The following is an 18285-nucleotide window of genomic DNA, read 5'->3' as shown; positions in this document are numbered from 1 at the left end:
CAATCATAAGTGCTACAACTTTCGTAAAAATAAGAAACGCATGGTAGAGCATCTACACAGGCCAAGATATTAACGTGACCTTTTGAACCCTGCGGCGCAATGAGACTTACCCAACAATAAAATACATATGGATATATGCATAAATATCTTACTCTCTAGCTAAACCTTACCTCTTATCTAAGTCTACTCCATACAGGATCAGGGGAGCTCCCGCATAAAATATAAATTTTTCATAAAATTATGTGTCAACTGAGCAGAGCCAACACACTAAGGTAAGTATTCGCTATTCGAAATAGTGCATTTGTGAAGATTTATGCCATGAACCTGCGTTCAGCGCCGCCATGATAAGTCTAACAATAGGGTTTCAGCTCAATTAATTCAGTTACTATATTTTTATATTAATGCGAGGTTAACCGGTGGTTAAAAAAAGTTTTTTTACTATAAATATGCTGGTAGTTGTATTGGCATCATCAACAGTACTCGCCCAAGAAAGTCAGTTAGACCTTAAAAAGTGGAAGCTTGAATGGAGCGACGAATTTAATTATAAAAACTCGGATTTGGAGAATAATTGGATCAGTCAGAATGGTGCAACTGAAAATGAGTGGGTGTTGAGTAGCCGCTGGCGTGAAAACGCAGTGGTGAAAAATGGCGTACTTGAATTACTGAGTAAAAAAGAGACTCGTGCAGAATCGCAGCCCTGGACCACGGGAAACATTTGGAGCAAACGAACTTTCCATTATGGGTATTTTGAGGCGCGTTATAAATATGCCGGTGCCTACGGTACGAATAATTCATTTTGGTTATGGCCGAAACAAGGGGTTGCGGCAGGACAAAAGGCTTGTGAAATCGACATTAATGAAGGCCATTATCCCAATATCATTAATACCAATGTGCACAATTGGACCGATACTTATACTCTGCCCAATGGTCAGGTAAGCCATGATGACAATCAATTGCACCACACCTTAGATGGCGAGCCGGGACACAACATTGTGCTAAAGGCCCCGATCAAAACAACCAAAATTCGTCTGCGTAGCACTAGCCCAGAATCAATACACATTCATGAATTTCAAGTATTCCCCCCTGCGACCAAATATCCCAATGTAATGAGCCCATTGGACTCAACAAGTGTTACAAATTATGCGCTTGCCAAAGATACCAATCTCAAAACCAGTGGTGTATTCGATAAGCTCCCCTCAAAAGAAAGCTTTGCAATTGATAATCGTCTAGATACACGTTGGGTGTCTGGCAAGCATGGTCTCAAATGGTTGGAGCTGAGTTGGGACACCCCTAAGGAAATTGGAGCGATCCAATTCACCAATGGTTGGCTGCAAGAAAGCGGTCCGTCACTAGGAAAATATCGCAATTTAATTACCGACTATACGCTTGAATATTTTGACGGAAAAAAATGGAAGCTTATCAGCCAGTATGATGCCGCCGATGTTGCTGACTACTCTAGTGATTGGCACACCTACGGCATGGCGTGGGACCAAGATTATTTCCATTTTTATATGGATGGAAAATTGTATTACAGCATGCGCAATGATGTTTGCTTCAGTGAGCAGACAATATTATTTAGCTTGGCTATTTTAAAAGCTGAAATAGCCGGGCCCGTTACCGACGCCATCAATGGTACCAGTATGAAAATTGATTATGTGCGCTATTACACACGTAAAAAATAATGTACTTATGCGATCTCTCTGCCGAGGGAGATCCTAGTGGGGATGAATCAGTGAGAATAATAAAATGGGTGTAATTGATTTAAGTGTCATTGCCATATTTACGTTTATTGTAGTGTCTTGTGGCCTTAGTTTTTCCGGTGCAGGGAAAAGCCTCAGTGGTTTTTTCTCCGCCGGTGGCGCGCTGCCCTGGTGGATGAGTGGCTTATCGCTATTCATGAGTTTTTTTTCCGCCGGTACCTTTGTTGTTTGGGGTTCTATCGCTTATAGCTACGGATGGGTAGCTATCACCATTCAATGGACTATGTGTATAGCTGGACTTTTAATTGGATTTTTTATCGCGGGAAAATGGCAGGCGACTCAGGTCTTAACAGCAGCCGAATTTATTAAAATTCGGCTTGGTTTAAGAGTGCAAAAAGTATATACGGTAACATTTTTAATTATTAGCACATTCTCTACCGGAACATTTTTATACCCTGTCGCTAAAATTGTACAAGTATCTACAGGCATTCCGATCACTGAAACCATTATTATTTTAGGGCTAATTATTCTCGCTTATACTGCAGTGGGTGGTTTGTGGGCCGTCATTGTGACCGACATTTTACAATTTGTAGTGCTGACGGCGGCGGTATTAATTGTAGTACCCTTAGCGCTTGATCGTATTGGCGGATTAAATGAATTTATTCAACAGGCGCCAGAGGATTTTTTTGCACCTGTTGCGGGCGAATTTACTTGGTCATTCATCTTTGCATTTGGATTATTTAATTTATTTTTTATTGCTGGGAACTGGGCCTACATTCAACGTTTCACCTGTGTATCCACACCTAAAGACGCAAAAAAAGTAGCATGGTTATTTGCCGCACTCTACTTGGTTAGCCCCTTAATTTGGATGATCGCGCCTATGGCTTATCGTTTGATAAATCCTAATTTATCCCTCAGTGAAGCCGAGGGAGCTTACTTATTGATGTGCCAAGAAGTTTTACCGGCAGGCATGTTAGGGTTAATTGTTGCAGGTATGGTTTTCGCAACCTCAAGTTCAATCAATACTGCACTAAATATTACTGCAGGCGTAATCACCAATGATGTGTACCGTATTCTTAGACCCAAATCATCAGAAAGTCATTTAGTATTTGTGGGCCGACTAGCCACTGTTTTATTAGGGTTTGGCACTATTACAGTTGCACTACTGGTGCCCTTTTTAGGCGGTGTGGTAAATGTAGTTATGACCATGGCAGCACTAACGGGAGGCGCATTATTTTTGCCTCCGGTATGGTTGTTATTTTCTCGTTTTCAAACTGGCGCGAGCATTTTGGCAACCACATTCATAAGCTTATCTGTCAATATCTTTTTTAAATTTATATCCCCCACTCTGTTCAATATCACCTTAAATCGCACAGAAGAAATGTTATTAGGCGTGCTCCTGCCTGCGCTCCTACTAGCTATATTTGAATGGCGGCTTAGAGTGCGTGGCTACGAAGCGCCTGGTCATAAAAAGATAGGCGAATTTTCAGCTGAAAAAATTCATGAAAAAAACTCCTCCAACTTAGAAACAAAAAACACAACTGAAAATAACCGCGGTATTCGGGTGATTGCTATTGGAATTTCCGCCGTGGGTTTAACGATGTTTATTTTAGGTGTAACAGCTGAAACTGGCACCCTTATTATTACCACCATGGGCTTAGCTATTACTGCAATTGCTCTGATACTTTTAGGTAAAGATAAATTGTTTTCAAGGAGCAATTAATGAGCGACCAAGATTCTGGCGGATTTCCATGGGACATTCCTCAACAGCGCCCTAAGCGTGAGTTAAGTGCCGCAATGAGTAGACTCTATGATAATTACCAAAGCCCTCGCCCAGAGGACAATGATCTATTCAGCAGTTTTAAATATACGCGAATAGAAGGTTTTGATTACCAAGGTGATACAGGGAGAGTTTCTCGTCGAGACCCCTCTAAAATCATTAAACACAATGAAATTTTTTATGTTTGGTATACCAAACGTCACACCATCGCAGCACCCCAAGGGCCGCTTAAATGTAGCGATGAAATTCCATCAACAGATTGGGATTTAGCAGAAATATGGTACGCGACAAGCAAAGATGGCTTTAGTTGGCAAGAACAAGGAGTGGCAATCAAACGCCCACAAAAACCTGAGCTTGGCTGGCGCTCCGTGAGCACTCCTGACATTCTAATTTGGAAGGGTAGATTCTATCTTTATTATCAGGCGTTCATGGAAGCAAGTGGACTTAAGGGTGATCACTGCCCGGTAACCATGTCGATGTCTGATTCACCCAATGGCCCCTGGCAAGCCTGCGGCAATGTGGTGGTACCTAATGGTGCACCCGGTGAGTGGGATCAATACTCCATTCATGATCCTTATTTACTTATCTATAACAATAAAATTCATCTTTATTACAAAGCCGCCTTTGGTGATAGGCCTGAATATTTAGTGGCTAATGGTTTGGCTATCGCAGAATCACCATTGGGACCCTTTAAAAAACACGCCTTAAACCCCGTATTAAATTCAGGGCATGAAACATGTTTTTTCCCCTTTAAAAAAGGTATTGCTGCCTTAGCTACACGCAATGGCAATGAAAACAATACGATTCAATATGCAGAAGATGGCGTGAACTTTAGCTTAGCGGCTGTCAGCTCTTTAATGCCGATTGCAGCAGGCCCCTATGTGCCAGATGCGTTTGATGACTCCGGTAATGGGCAAGGAATCCGCTGGGGGCTAGCACATTTTTGCGACAAAGAAAAATCTGATAAAAAATTCAGCTTTCTCGGCAGATTTGATTGTAATTTAATCCCCGACAGCAATAACACTGACATGAAAGAAACAGATCTGGTGCATAAACCTGAGGTATATTTCTATCAGAGTCTAAGCCCCGATCAAATAAAAGCTAGAAAATCCAATCCATAATCTAAATTTTAAAACATAGAATTTTCAGAGTCCCTTCATGATTACTACACCCTTTAGTTCAACATCACGTTTAAACAAAGAAATAGTTATTAATACCGACTTAGTGATTGCAGGTGGTGGTTTAGCGGGAGTTTGTGCAGCTATAACTACAGCGCGCGCAGGCAGCCGTGTAGTATTAGTACAAGATCGTCCTGTGCTCGGTGGCAATGCCTCTTCCGAAGTTAGACTCTGGGCCCTCGGTGCCACCTCTCACATGGGCAATAATAATCGCTGGTCGCGTGAGGGAGGCGTGATTGATGAGATCATGCTTGACAACTTAAAACAAAATCAACTGGGTAATGCGCTAATTTTTGATAGTATTTTGTTAAATAAAGTTGCCGCTGAAGCTAATATCACTCTGCTGTTAAACACTGCAGTATTTCAAGTAAATAAAACCTTAGCTACACACATAGACAGCGTTTTAGCCTTTTGTAGCCAAAACTCTACTCAATACCATATTAATGCCCCGTTATTTTGTGACGCAAGTGGTGATGGCATACTGGCTTTTAATGCTGGTGCAAGTTTTCGTATGGGTGCAGAGTCTTGCGATGAGTTTGGCGAACTCATGGCGCCTAAAAATGAAAGTACCGACTTACTCGGTCATTCGTTATTTTTTTACAGTAAAAAATTAGACCGTCCAGTGGTATTCACCAAACCTGACTTTGCTTATAGCCACGAAGAAATTGCCGCTATTCCTCGCTGCAAAAATATTAATGGCAATGATTCCGGTTGTAAGTTTTGGTGGTTAGAATTTGGCGGCGTGCTTGATACGATCTACCAAAGTGAAGATATAAAATGGGAGCTTTGGAAAATTGTTTATGGCATTTGGGATTACATAAAAAATAGCGGAAAATTTGAAGACGTAGAAAACTTAACCTTAGAATGGGTGGGCACTATTCCGGGCAAGCGCGAAAGTAGGCGTTTCGAAGGGCATTACATGCTGAAGCAACAGGATATTGTGACGCAACACATTTTCGACGATGCAGTTTCTTACGGCGGCTGGGCGATTGATTTACATCCAGCCGAAGGCATCTATAGCGATAAGCCTGCATGCTCGCAATTTCACTCTAAAGGGGTTTATCAAATTCCCTATCGTTGTTTTGTGAGTCGTGATATTGATAATCTATTTTTAGCGGGACGCATTATCAGTGCAAGCCATATGGCTTTTGGATCCACTCGCGTAATGATTACCTGTGCCCATGGTGGTCAGGCAGTTGGCGAGGCTGCCGCCTTTTGCCGTGAGTTGAATTGCAAACCCGCTGCACTACTTGCGCCTAAACACATGCGAGAACTTCAACAACGCTTGAATCTTAATGGACAGTCAATCCCCCTGATTCCGATATCACCTTCTCTTTTAATGCAAAAAGCCAAGATTAAAGTCAGCTCCACATTCGAATTAAATGATTTGCGCCCTAATGGTGAATTCAAAACATTAGACCAAAGTTTGGCGCAATTACTCCCATTGAACGCAGGCCCGGTGCCAAAGATAAGTGTCGATGTGCGCGCACAAACGGAAAGCATTTTGATCTGCGAATTACGCATAAGCAGTAAAACCGGAAACTATACGCCCGATATTTTAGTGGAAAGAATTGAGTTACCACTTACACCAGGTGAACAAAATATCGATATAGAATTTACGGCTGAATTAAGTCAGCAACAATATGGGTTTTTATGTTTTATGCGCAATAACACCCTGAGTCTGGCGTTGAGCGACCAACGTATAACTGGGTTATGCACACTGCTTAACAAAGTGCATAAGGCTGTTTCAAACACTGGGCGCCAAGACCCGCCCGAAAATAGTGGTTTAGACGCATTTGAATTTTGGACGCCTGAGCGTCGCCCCAATGGACATAATCTTGCCTTACACCTATCGCCCGCACTCAAACCTTATTCGGCAGAGCATTTACGCGGTGGTTTTATTCGCCCTTATCTCGGCACAAATGCTTGGGTTGCTAAACTTGAAGATAAAAACCCTAATATCGAATTATCTTGGTCAGATAACGTTAAAATAACTGGGCTAAAACTATTTTTCGATACTGATGCTGATCACGCCTTAGAAACTGTACTGATGGAGCATCCAGAAACTCAAATGCCTTGTTGTGTACAGACCATCCGCGTATTAAATGCATATGGCGAAGAGCTATATGCCTGCGCGGGAAATTATCAAAGCATAAAGATCATTCATTTTAACCCTCCACTGCTGTCCAATTGTTTAAATATCGAATTGTCTCATACTGAAGCTGGCGCTCCCGCCAGTCTATTTGCAATTGAAATTCTGTAAAGATTTAGCGTTTACAAGAGAATGCCCCTAATTAAATCTGTAATAGGTTTTTTAAAACTCATTCTTTTTTCGAAAATTTCATGAGTCAGCCAAGAGTAGCTTTATGGAAAATAAAGTAGCCGACAAAGATGTATGCACCAATGTAAAGGCGGCTCAAGCGGGTGATCGGTCTGCTTTCAGTAAACTAGTGCAGCTAAATCAACGTTATTTGCGCGCTTTTATAGCCAGCCGCACTGAATACACTCAAGATGTAGATGACCTCGCACAAGAGGCATTTATATTGGCCTATGAGAATTTAAAAAAAATAAATGACCCTGCCGCTTTTCGTTCATGGATTTCTGGTATTGCTTTAAATCTTATCCGCAATCATCGCCGAAAGCATCTGCGCTCCACACCTTATGAACCCGACATTATTCAAGAGTTACTAGACACACAACAATTAAGCGGGAGCATAAGCACGGAGGATGCAATTGATTTTACCGGGCTTTCAGGATGTTTTTTGAAGCTTGAGCCTGATCAACAGGCGATATTACGCGATCATTACGTTGAGGGTTTTAGTGTGAAACAACTCTGTGAAAAATTTACCGTAAAACATTCAACAATGACCATGCGGCTATATCGCTGCCGTGAATGGCTGCGCGATTGCATTATTAAACAGCAGCAAGGAGAAAGCGAATGAGAAATCATGACGAACAATTAATAGCGGACTATCTCGCAGGCGAAAAAGTTGGGTCGCAATTGGCAGAAGCCATTGCTAAAAATCCAGAGCTGTTAAATAAGTTAGCTAGTCAACGTGCCATGCACAGGCAATTGGGTCACTTATTAAATGAAAACTCAACAGATGATTTTGTGCAAAAACTAGAACAGAAACTTAATAGTCGTTATGGCAATAATAGCCAACCTGCCATACGCAACCAAACTGTAAAGATATTCAATATCAAGCGACACTGGTATGCACTAGCTGCAGCCATTAGCTTTTTTTCTTTTCTGTTTGTACTAAAGATTTTTTCCCCGGAAATTACCGAGGTAGGTGCGGTATATCGAGTTGTTTCCGCCATTTCTTCAGGCAAACCATTGACTGAAGGGCAGAAAATATTATCAGGCCCTTTTTCCTTAAGCCAAGGTTATGCCGAAATCACGCTGAAAAATGGTGTTCGTCTTTTATTAGAAGCACCAATGAGTGTAGATATACTATCGGATGAGCACCTATTGTTAAGACGCGGAAAACTAGTGGCCAATGTACCGCCAGCCGCCACCGGTTTCAAAGTTGACACGCCCAGTTCGAGCATTATTGATTTAGGTACAGAGTTTGGCGTTAGTGTTGAAGATGATGGAAAAAGTCAGGTGCACGTACTTACCGGTGAAGTAAAAGTAAGAGCCAGCACCGATCAACCCTACCAATTATTAGTGAAAGATCAAGCGCGCGCCTTTGATTTACAACAACAGGTTATTCACATTAAAAATAACCCCAATCATTTTATGCGCAGCCTTCCTGGTCAATCAGTAGCACAACCCAATTACCTGCATTGGTCTTTTGATGAGTTGTCACAACAAGAATTTTCCTGTGTCGGGACGGGAATAGACGGAAAATGTTACAACGCAAAAGTAAATTCACTAAACAAGAAACTTGCAGGCATATCAACCGTACCAGGTAAATTTGGAAATGCCGTTAATTTTGATGGTGAAAACAGCTGGCTGGCCACTGTATATAAAGGGATCGGCGGGCACAAACCTCGAACTGTGGCTTTTTGGTTGAAAGCACCTAAAGATTTTTCTTTATCACAAGGGTTTGGAATATTGAATTGGGGTTTGAGCGATGTGCAATCCGCATGGCAAATTTCATTGAATCCATTAGCTGTTAGTGGCCCCCTTGGTCGCATCCGTATAGGAACGAATCAAGGTGAAATAGTGGGAACTACCGACTTACGCGATGACAATTGGCATCACTTAGCAATTGTTTTATTTGGTGGCAAAGACGCAAATCTTAGTACAAATGTCCTTATTTATGTAGATGGCAACTTAGAATACAGCGATCACAAATCTATAGCTAAAGTCTTTACCGACCTTAATCACCCAAATTCAAAACCATTAACCATGGGTCGTAATATTGCGTTTGATGATCAAAACACCAATCAAAATAATCGTTTTTTCCGCGGGCAATTAGATGAACTATACATCTTTGACTCGGCTCTTGATGAACCGCAGATTAAAAACCTAATGAAAAAAAATACTGTTGGCCATTAGCACCAGGAACCTACCAATGAAAAACTCACAACATCTTAATCAAATTATATTGTGCATAATTAGTCTATTTTTAATAGCATCCTGCGCTGAACCAAAACACAAAAAAGGCAAGAATGATAAAATTAACCTGCTTGAAGTTAAAGAACGCATTCTGCTTGATTTTGAAAACGAGAGCGACATAAAAGCAATTGAGCTACAAAACGCCAGATCGAAACTCATTGTTAATGAGGGAAATCACGGGTTAGAAATCAATTTTGACTCACTCAACAATCATGATTCATCGGTTTACATCAACCCGTCAAACACATGGAATTTTAATGATTATGAATCAGCAGCTCTCGTGTTAGATATTGAAAATTCAACAAAAAGTTCAACCCACATCTACATATATACTTACGATAAAAGCGGAGCATTTCAACTAAGTAATGTCGCCGTACCAGCTGAATCAAATAACAGTTACTTAATTGAACTTAAAGTACCATCTTTTCTTCTTAATACCGGAATTCGCAACGACCCACCCAGTTGGCCCCATAACTATATTTCAACTATTTGGCGAGGCGGCACAAAAACACTCGACACTAGTGCAATCACATCTATTCGTCTGCTTATTTCAGGCGTATTGGAAAATAAACAATTAATCATTGATAACCTCCGCGTAGTTAAACCTAATAATTTTGACCCAGAATACCTCACTGGTTTAGTTGATGAGTATGGCCAAAATGCAAAACAAGACTTCGCTGGGAAGGTTTACAGCGCCGATCAATTACGTAGTTTTTCACAACAAGAGCAAGAAAATTTAACTGACCAACAATTCCCATCCCGTTCAACATTTAATGGCTGGATAAATGGCCCCAAGTTAAAAAGTACCGGTTACTTTCGGGCTGAGAAATATCAGGGTAAATGGTCTCTCGTTGATCCAGAAGGATATCTATTTTTCTCGAATGGTATTGCCAATATTCGCATGGCGAACACCTCAACCATTACCGGTTATGATTTTGATGCTGCCCTAATCAAACAACGAGATGCTGGCGATTACACCCCCGAAGATTCGATAGGTTTAAACACTGCCCCGAAACAAGCTTGGTCATCGCGTCATATAAGCTCCCAATTGAGGGCTGATATGTTTACTTGGCTGCCCAGCTACAGTGAAGCTGCAGGCGCCAATTATGGATATCGCCGCAGCGTACATTCTGGCAGCTTAAAAAAAGGCGAAACCTTTAGTTTCTATAGAGCTAATTTAGCCCGTAAATACGCCACGCAAAATGAAGAAGCACTAATGCAAGACTGGCGCGACACCACCATCAAACGTATGCATAATTGGGGCTTTACATCCTTTGGTAATTGGGTGGACGCTAGCTTCTATCAAATGAATAGACTTCCTTATTTTGCTAATGGTTGGATTATTGGTGACTTCAAAACAGTTAATTCAGGCAACGACTATTGGGGTGCCATGCCCGATCCATTTGACCCAGTATTTACACAGCGCACCAACAAGGCCATTAAAAAAATAGCCGATGAAGTAAAAAACAACCCATGGTGTGTAGGCGTATTTATTGATAATGAAAAAAGCTGGGGGAGCATGGGTAGCCCTTCGCTCCAGTATGGAATTGTTATCAATGGATTAAAAAAGTATGCTAATGACAGCCCCTTAAAACAGGAGTTTATCAATCATCTGAAAAATAAGTATCAGAATATAGAAAGTTTAAATACCGCATGGGATTTAAAACATACTTCTTGGGCACAGCTGTCTCGGCCGGTAGAGCTGACATCTTATAATGCACAAATGCTGGGTGACTTCTCTGAATTGCTTTATCTTTATGCTGATGCCTACTTCAGTCGCGTAGATAAAGCACTAACAAAATATATGCCGAATCATCTGTATATGGGCCCACGCTTTGCGCATTGGGCTATGACACCTGAAGTACTAAAAGCCGCCGCAAAATATGTAGATGTGATGAGCTACAACTACTATAGGGAAGGTATTGATCAACCTTATTGGGATTTTTTAGCTGAGTTAGACAAACCCAGCATTATTGGTGAATTCCATAATGGCGCCATTGACTCTGGCCTCTTAAACCCTGGGTTAATACATGCAGAATCTCAATTTGATCGCGGTGAAAAATATAAAAGCTATCTCAATAGTGTGATTGAAAACCCCTATTTTGTGGGGGCACACTGGTTTCAGTATATTGACTCGCCATTAACTGGGCGGGCTTATGACGGTGAGAATTATAATGTGGGTTTTGTAAGTGTTGCCGACATCCCCTACACACCCTTAGTAAAGGCGGCGCAAGAAGTCAATAAAAGCCTTTACATTAAGCGTTTTGGAAAATAATAAAAGAAAAACTATTTTTTTAACAATAATCGCGATCGCGAGTGTCAAACCTATTGTCGAGCTGAGGCTGTATTTATTTTCCCCGGAAATTAATGCAGCCTCAGCATCTTCATTTTGATAGTTGATATGAGAGATTCTGTATTTATGCCTTCCAGTATCCAGATGCGTAAGTTTGGATTTTACTATAACCTGGCTGACTCTTTACATATAGCTTTATCGCTTGCATCCGGGCTGATTCAGCAGCAATAAATATAGCAGGCTCACCCGCTTTCCATTCGATTTTCTTAAGGTTTTCCAGCAACAGATTACGTTTTTGATAAGGGCCAATCACCCACCTTAGTTATTTGGCTTTTTTTAATTGCTCCAACTTTTCTTGTCGCAGAGCTTCATCAGCCTCACGCAATTGCTGTTCTTTTAACAGTCTATTTTTTACATACTCATCATCAACCTGGGTTCCACATTGCAAGTAGCTAATATCACTGGTGTTACTGCAGTATTTATCTGCTTCAAATTGAGCCACACCGGAGACAATCTCCCGCCCTGTGCAAGCAGAAAGCATTAAGATAACGCAAGGTAATATGAAGATATTTTTAATATTCATTTATGAAATCCTTAAGTTTTATCTTAATTAGATTTACCACTACAAGCTAATTGCAGGGATTCATCCAATTCCAAAAATCCTGTTTAACCAAAAAAAAGATCCAACAATTGAGATATAAACATATCGCGATTGCTGGATCTTTTTATCATTGATTATTTAATAGATATTTAAAACTACGCGCGCAAAATATTATTAGGGTATCAATTCAAACTTGTCTGCATTCCACTCCCAGGTCGATGAGGTGGTGCCAGCACTAGTGACGCGAATAGTATGCGCGCCTTTGGTTAGGGCAATTTTGCTGGCAGAGCTGACTTTTTGGAAACTATCCCAACTGCCATTATTGGGCACGGCTTGAGTTAATACTTTTACTCCATCAACACTGACTTCCAGCGCAGCACCCGACATGGGTGAACTGACATAAGCGTTGAAGGTGTAGCTGCCGTCGGCCGCTACATTAACGGCGTAATCCGCCCAGTCGCCACGCTGATTGTAATTAATCGCACTTACTCCATTTACGCTATAGGTCTTAAAGCCATCGTAAACACCGCCCGTTGCTGAAAAACTTTCCGCTTGTATGATCATGGCCACCGGTGCTGGCGTAGTCGGCGAACCGACAGGTGCGCTGCCTACTTTGGTCACGCGAATTTCATCACCATTCCATTGCCATGCACTAGTACCGGTACTTTCAATGCGAACCGTATGGGTGCCTGCACCAATCGACAAATTATTTGCCAGCGTGGAGGCACTATATAACTCCCAACCACCGGTTGCAGCCAAGCTAGTGGTGCTGACATAAATACCATCAACGCTGAGCTTTGCACCTATACCGCTAGTCATTGGCGATGCAGTGGTAACTTCAATTTTGTATTGCCCATCACTCGGCAAAGTAACCAAATAGTCAGCCCAATCACCGGCAGTATTATAATTAATATTGCCGCTACCGGACTTGTTAAAACCAACATAGGTATCACCCGCTACACTTGCTGTTGATTTACCTGTATCAAAATAATTTGCAAAATCAATAACCGTAGTCGCACTACTGCTACTTGAGTTGCTCAGGCTACTACTTGAAGAACTTACACTATTACTGGAGCTAGTCGCGCTGCTGGTAACCGGCTTGTATACGCGAATCCAATCCACAAACATTATGCTCTTACTAGTATCAGCCAACTCTGCTGCTGTTGGTCGTACATCGCGCCAATCTTGATGCTCCACATCAATAATAATGTGCAGCGGTTTATTGATGCCTGTGCCATTGGTAAAGTTATATGGATCAATCATCGCAGGACCGGAAACTGTACGAACTTTTACGCCATCAATGTAGTAGTCCAAATTCCAAGGGTCTTTCCAGTGCACTCCGTAAACATGCATAGCGCCACGCCAAGTGCCACCCGCCGGATTTACAACCCATGATCCCTCATCTTTTGGCTGATAGTCTTGAAACGGACTGCGAATAAATACATGGTGGCTCACATGCATACGCTGATCAAACCACTCTTGCCCTGCACGATCGCTACCATAGGATTCCATGGCATCAATTTCTTGCGTTGAATCAGCACTTAGCATCCACACCGCATTTGCCAGAGTGTTGCCGGTATGTTTTACCCGCGCCTCTAAATACAACGGATAAGTAAACGTTTCCTTGGACGAAATAATGCCGGTATAGATTTTGTTGGTGCCCGCCTTTGCACTTGATTGCAAGGCCAAAGAACCTCCCGAAGTATAGGAATGACCAGCGTTAAATTCACTATCGCCTGGGCCAGTCCAACTATTAATAAAAGAGGGATTCCAGCGTGTATTAAATTCCGCCGGTTTAACGGTGGGGCTAGCAGTGTAATTAAACTCGTCTGATATTGACTGCAACTGCCACGTTTTACCTGTTCCAGCTGCTGCAGGAATAGGAACTGAATCCCAATCGGCAGCGAATGATGCCAAAGGAGCCGACAGCAACAAAGCTGCAGCAATACATGAAGTGATTTTTTTCATTGCAAAAACTCCAAAAGTTATTTTTATATTAACGAAACCGTAAAAAATACAATCATTATTTAACAAGCTAGCTAAAGGTTAGAGTGAGCCAACTCGAGTAATTCGAATTTGATCGCCATTCCATTGCCAGCTGCTGCTACCAGTGCTTTCAATGCGCACAGTGTGGGTACCAGCACCAATGGAGATACTATTAGCCAGCGCAAATGCGCTATACACCTCCCACCCACCGGTAGAACCCACACTGATGGTTCCCACATAAATTCCATCAATAATGAGTTTTGCACCAAGACCGCTGGTCATAGGCGATGCGGTAATAATTTCAAATTTATATTTACCGTCGCTAGGCAGTGTCACTAAATAATCACCCCAATCACCGACCGTGTTGTAATTAATATTGCCGCCACCGGACTTATTAAAACCAATATAGTTATCGCCAGAAACACTCGCCGTAACCTTACCTGTATCAAAATAATTGGCGAAATCGATCAGCTGAACTGTATTGCTTGAAGCACTGCTAGCAGCGCTACTATTACTAGACGATGAACTGGTTGTTGCGGTTACAGGCTTATAAACACGAATCCAATCCACTTTAAAGGTGTGATTACTTGCATTAGTAATTTCAGCATCCGTAGGTTGGCGCCCTTGCGCTGCATTCCAATTTTGATCTTCCATATTGATAATGATATCCATCTCTTTAGTAATACCTTTACCACCCGTGATATTCCACGGATCTATACCATCAATGCCGTTGACGGTATTCAGTTTGTCCATCACTTTAACTAACTGGCCATTTACATAATATTCAAGGCGGGTTGGACTAACCCAATTCACACCTATACGAACCCAATTATCAGCCCAATAAGTTACCCCTGCCCCTGCGTACCAAGTGCTGGCATCGCGCGGTTGGTAATCGGTAAATGGATTGCGAATAAATAAGTGATGGCTTAAATGCAAGCGTTGCGCGAACCAATCATTGCGCGCCGCTTTGCCACCATAAGCCTCAAGAATATCAATTTCTTCTGTGTCGTCAGGGCTGAGCAGCCAGACATCAGAGGCCATTACCGCATTGGCAATTTTTACCCGCGCTTCAACAAATACCGGATATTTCACTCTAGTCGTTGAGGTGATGCAGCCAGCACGCGTAGCAGGAGAAGTGAATTGCTCATTAACCCCATCGAGATTTAAATCCACGTCGTAGGTTTTGGTTTCACCCGCAACACGTGTTGCTTTGATTTGTAATTGTCCGCCGGATACTGAGGTATTTTCGCGCATCCAACGAGTTGGCCCAGGCCCTTCCCAACTATTGTGATAAAAGTTAGTCCATTTACCGCCGAAGGTGGCTGCAGATGGGGTTGCAGAGAAGTTGTAATTGAATTCATCGGATTGAGGTTGTAGCTGCCAAACTTTTCCAGCACCTGCACTAGCGGGCACAGGATATGCATCCCAATCTGCAGCCAACGAAGCTACTGAACTCAACATTAATGCAATACAGCATGAAATATGCTTTTTCATAACAGAACTCCACGAAATTATTTTTATACGGGACGGAAAAACGCTTGTTGATATGACGTTAATTGAACTAGGTTAATTATTATTTTTATAAGTCAGGCGACATCTATGTCTAATCAATACAACCCAAATATATGTTAATTGTTAACATTATTCAATAGTCAGGAAAATAACCTTTTCGTCTAAACAAAAAAATCTGCGGCATAAGGCCGCAGCTTTAAGAAGAGAAAGACATGTGGATGATCAGCTATAGGAATTAAACAATTAGCTCAAACTATTCACCCCGATATTTTCGTCTTGATGAATAGTCACCGGCCAACCCAAAAATTGATTTTCCGATCTGTTGCTTGCAACGTCCACTAAGAATTTAAACGCTTGAGTGGTATAGGTTTTTGCGACAGTATCAAACACAATAAAACCAAAGCCACTGCCCTTTTCATGCGCTTGAATATAACGATTAGGCGATTTACCCACTTCTGGATTACCAACAGCATAAACATAAATTTTATTTCCGAAGCTATCCAAATATTCGCCAGTTTGCGCGTGACCATGGACAGGACGATGAGCAAAAGGAATTTTGATATCATCAGGGCGCCACCATCTTGGCCAACCGGCTGCAATAGCAGGTGTACAAAAGGCCCAGTTACTATCGCGCTGAGCATTAACGCCGTATTGACACAACGAACCCAGATGTGTGTCGCCACAAATGTGCAACGCTTTTGATATGCGCATGATTTCAATTGCGCGATTGCGTGCACTGGCAGGCCAACCGCTGGAGTCAAAATCATATTTTAAATATTTGGTAGGCAGCGGTTGATGTGTTGATATACCAGCAAAAACAGTTTGGCTTAACACAGCTTTTAATGAATGACTGCGCCAATCATTAGCCCATTGCGCCAAGAACTCTTCTTGTTTGGTTCCTAACAGGTGTAAATCGGCACGATCAAATTGGGGATTGATATAGGTTGGGGCCTCACCCTCCCCAGTTACTCCCACTTGAATATTTAACCGTTCCGGGCCGCTCTTCCACTGACGATCAGCAAGAATCGCAAAGCCTACATTGCCGTATACTAAATCGGTGTAATAAACACTTATACCACGCGGCGTAGGGGTTGCATCATAGGGTTCCGGGTGATGCGCCGTATTGGTTTTGTGTACCACATTAACAACATGGACTGGCGTTACATAACCACCCCAAGCATCTACATTACCAGCAATAGGTGCATCTGTTGGCGCAGCAGCACCGCCCTCACCCCATAAATTACCTTGCAAAATATCGTGATCATCAGGCAAACAAATAGTTGGCGCATTGCGCATCACATCTCTAAACGCCCAACCAAACTGATAAAATTTTCGCAAATAATTTAAAATGGCAGGCTCCGCGGGCGTGCGAATAAAACCAAAACCACCGTGATTTTCATAGAGTTGGTCACCGGAAAAAAACACTAAATCCGGATTCAATTTGGCAACATTGCTTGCTACCGGCGCATAGGGAAATGCATAATCATTTTGGCAAGTCAGTGCTGCCATATGCAAATTCCGCCCCACAGGATTGGCCTTAATAAGACCAGTGAAATAATCTGGCACATGACTGCCATCACGACGCTGCTCGCGATAAACCACACGATAATTTACATCATCCTTTTCATTCCAATGAGCAATACGAAATGTTGCCAACCAGGCATCTGAATCAAGCGTAGCGTTTGCCAAAGATTTCCAATGACCGGACTTTTCAATTTGTAACTCAACCTCGTTGCTATCATTCACACCCATAGGTCCAGTTAATACACTTAACTTCAATACAAAGCCTTCATCTGTACGTGTATCGTTAAGTGTGTACATAGTCCATAAAATAGGACCAAACTTCTGTTCTGGAACATAGTTAAATGCATCACCTTGCAATGTCCACTTTGAAAACCGATAGGTGGTGCCTTTCGGGTTCGCGGCAATTTCCGAAGAAATTGCAAAGTTGCTGACCACAGCGACATTACCCATGATGTTATCGGTTGCTACCAAATCATCTATTTGGCCAATTAATTTTCCACTGCCGACTAACCTTGCTTCAAACTTTAACGCGTAGATACCAATACGCGGCTCGCCAGAGAGTTTCAATTCAACTTCTGCATCGCCCAAAGCTTGCAGTAATTCGACGCGTTTATCGCCCAATGCAAGTTGATTATGAATAATTCCAGCGTCAAAGCCTTTCTGCACAAAACAGTTACTGCGATATTCTTTAATATCACTATTCACACCAATGCGAATACCGCCACCGCCATCTTGCTCACCGTGTTTAACTCGCTTAAGGCAAACTGAAAGAGAAAAAATTCCCGAAGCGTTTGTCAGCTGATGAGTCAGGGAGTGAATACTACGATTACCACCGGTACTCAAACACTCTGCACCGCCATTAACAATACGCCAATCCTCCATGGGGTTAGCCCAATAGCTACCACCGACCCATACCCGATCATGGCTATTGCCCCAGCTATCAGCTACCGATGAATCAAGTAATTGTTGTGTTACTGGCTTATCAGTGCTCGTGTTTACAGAACAACCAATAGCGCTAGTTGCCAAGCCTGCAACTGCCAGCTTTAATGCATCGCGACGTGAAAAAAAATCAGTCATAAAAATCCACTATTATTTATCATTATGGAAATTGCAAACCCGTATTGGATTTAGTGATCAGATGTTT

General features: G+C 42.1%; 12 protein-coding genes. 7 read left to right on the top strand and 5 right to left on the bottom strand.

The window, feature by feature from the left end; all coding sequences use genetic code 11:
• Positions 1–416 precede the first annotated feature (416 nt).
• The 7 genes from D0B88_RS11545 to D0B88_RS11515 all read left to right on the top strand — a co-directional run bounded on the left by D0B88_RS11545 (position 417) and on the right by D0B88_RS11515 (position 11500).
• Positions 417–1682, top strand: coding sequence for a family 16 glycosylhydrolase (locus D0B88_RS11545; RefSeq protein WP_225318342.1), 1266 nt, complete (start codon positions 417–419; stop codon positions 1680–1682).
• A gap of 64 nt (positions 1683–1746) precedes the next feature.
• Positions 1747–3423, top strand: coding sequence for a sodium:solute symporter family protein (locus D0B88_RS11540; RefSeq protein WP_151057308.1), 1677 nt, complete (start codon positions 1747–1749; stop codon positions 3421–3423).
• Positions 3423–4601: a glycoside hydrolase gene (locus D0B88_RS11535; protein ID WP_151057306.1), complete on the top strand. Its 1179-nt coding sequence runs from the start codon at positions 3423–3425 to the stop codon at positions 4599–4601. The genes D0B88_RS11540 and D0B88_RS11535 overlap by 1 nt, the downstream gene beginning before the upstream one ends.
• 37 nt (positions 4602–4638) lie before the next feature.
• Entirely contained in the window at positions 4639–6921 is a 2283-nt protein-coding gene (locus D0B88_RS11530) for an FAD-dependent oxidoreductase (RefSeq protein WP_151057304.1), read from the top strand.
• Positions 6922–7024: 103 nt separating this feature from the next.
• The gene (locus D0B88_RS11525; protein ID WP_151057302.1) at positions 7025–7600 is read left to right on the top strand and encodes an RNA polymerase sigma factor; all 576 of its coding nucleotides are present in this window, start codon (positions 7025–7027) and stop codon (positions 7598–7600) included.
• Positions 7597–9165: a LamG-like jellyroll fold domain-containing protein gene (locus D0B88_RS11520; protein WP_151057300.1), complete on the top strand. Its 1569-nt coding sequence runs from the start codon at positions 7597–7599 to the stop codon at positions 9163–9165. Before D0B88_RS11525 ends, D0B88_RS11520 begins: the two co-directional genes overlap by 4 nt.
• Before the next feature lie 16 nt (positions 9166–9181).
• Positions 9182–11500, top strand: coding sequence for a beta-galactosidase (locus D0B88_RS11515; protein WP_151057298.1), 2319 nt, complete (start codon positions 9182–9184; stop codon positions 11498–11500).
• A 142-nt stretch (positions 11501–11642) separates the two neighbouring features.
• On the opposite strand, the gene D0B88_RS19270 is transcribed toward D0B88_RS11515, so the two are convergent.
• The 5 genes from D0B88_RS19270 to D0B88_RS11490 form a co-directional block, all read right to left on the bottom strand.
• The gene (locus D0B88_RS19270; protein WP_151057296.1) at positions 11643–11831 is read right to left on the bottom strand and encodes an SIP domain-containing protein; all 189 of its coding nucleotides are present in this window, start codon (positions 11829–11831) and stop codon (positions 11643–11645) included.
• 9 nt (positions 11832–11840) lie between these two features.
• On the bottom strand, positions 11841–12101 hold the full coding sequence (locus tag D0B88_RS11505) for a hypothetical protein (protein WP_151030831.1): 261 nt from the start codon (positions 12099–12101) through the stop codon (positions 11841–11843).
• Positions 12102–12293: 192 nt separating this feature from the next.
• Positions 12294–14087: a carbohydrate-binding protein gene (locus D0B88_RS11500; RefSeq protein ID WP_151030830.1), complete on the bottom strand. Its 1794-nt coding sequence runs from the start codon at positions 14085–14087 to the stop codon at positions 12294–12296.
• A gap of 78 nt (positions 14088–14165) precedes the next feature.
• The gene (locus D0B88_RS11495) at positions 14166–15599 is read right to left on the bottom strand and encodes a carbohydrate-binding protein (protein ID WP_151057294.1); all 1434 of its coding nucleotides are present in this window, start codon (positions 15597–15599) and stop codon (positions 14166–14168) included.
• A gap of 261 nt (positions 15600–15860) precedes the next feature.
• Positions 15861–18218, bottom strand: coding sequence for an alkaline phosphatase D family protein (locus D0B88_RS11490; RefSeq protein ID WP_151057292.1), 2358 nt, complete (start codon positions 18216–18218; stop codon positions 15861–15863).
• Between the last annotated feature and the right edge of the window lie 67 nt (positions 18219–18285).

The sequence above is a fragment of the Cellvibrio sp. KY-YJ-3 genome, assembly GCF_008806955.1.
Taxonomy (GTDB): domain Bacteria; phylum Pseudomonadota; class Gammaproteobacteria; order Pseudomonadales; family Cellvibrionaceae; genus Cellvibrio.
The sequence above is the reverse complement of the archived record's forward strand: the minus strand, read 5'-3'. Positions and strand labels throughout refer to the sequence as shown.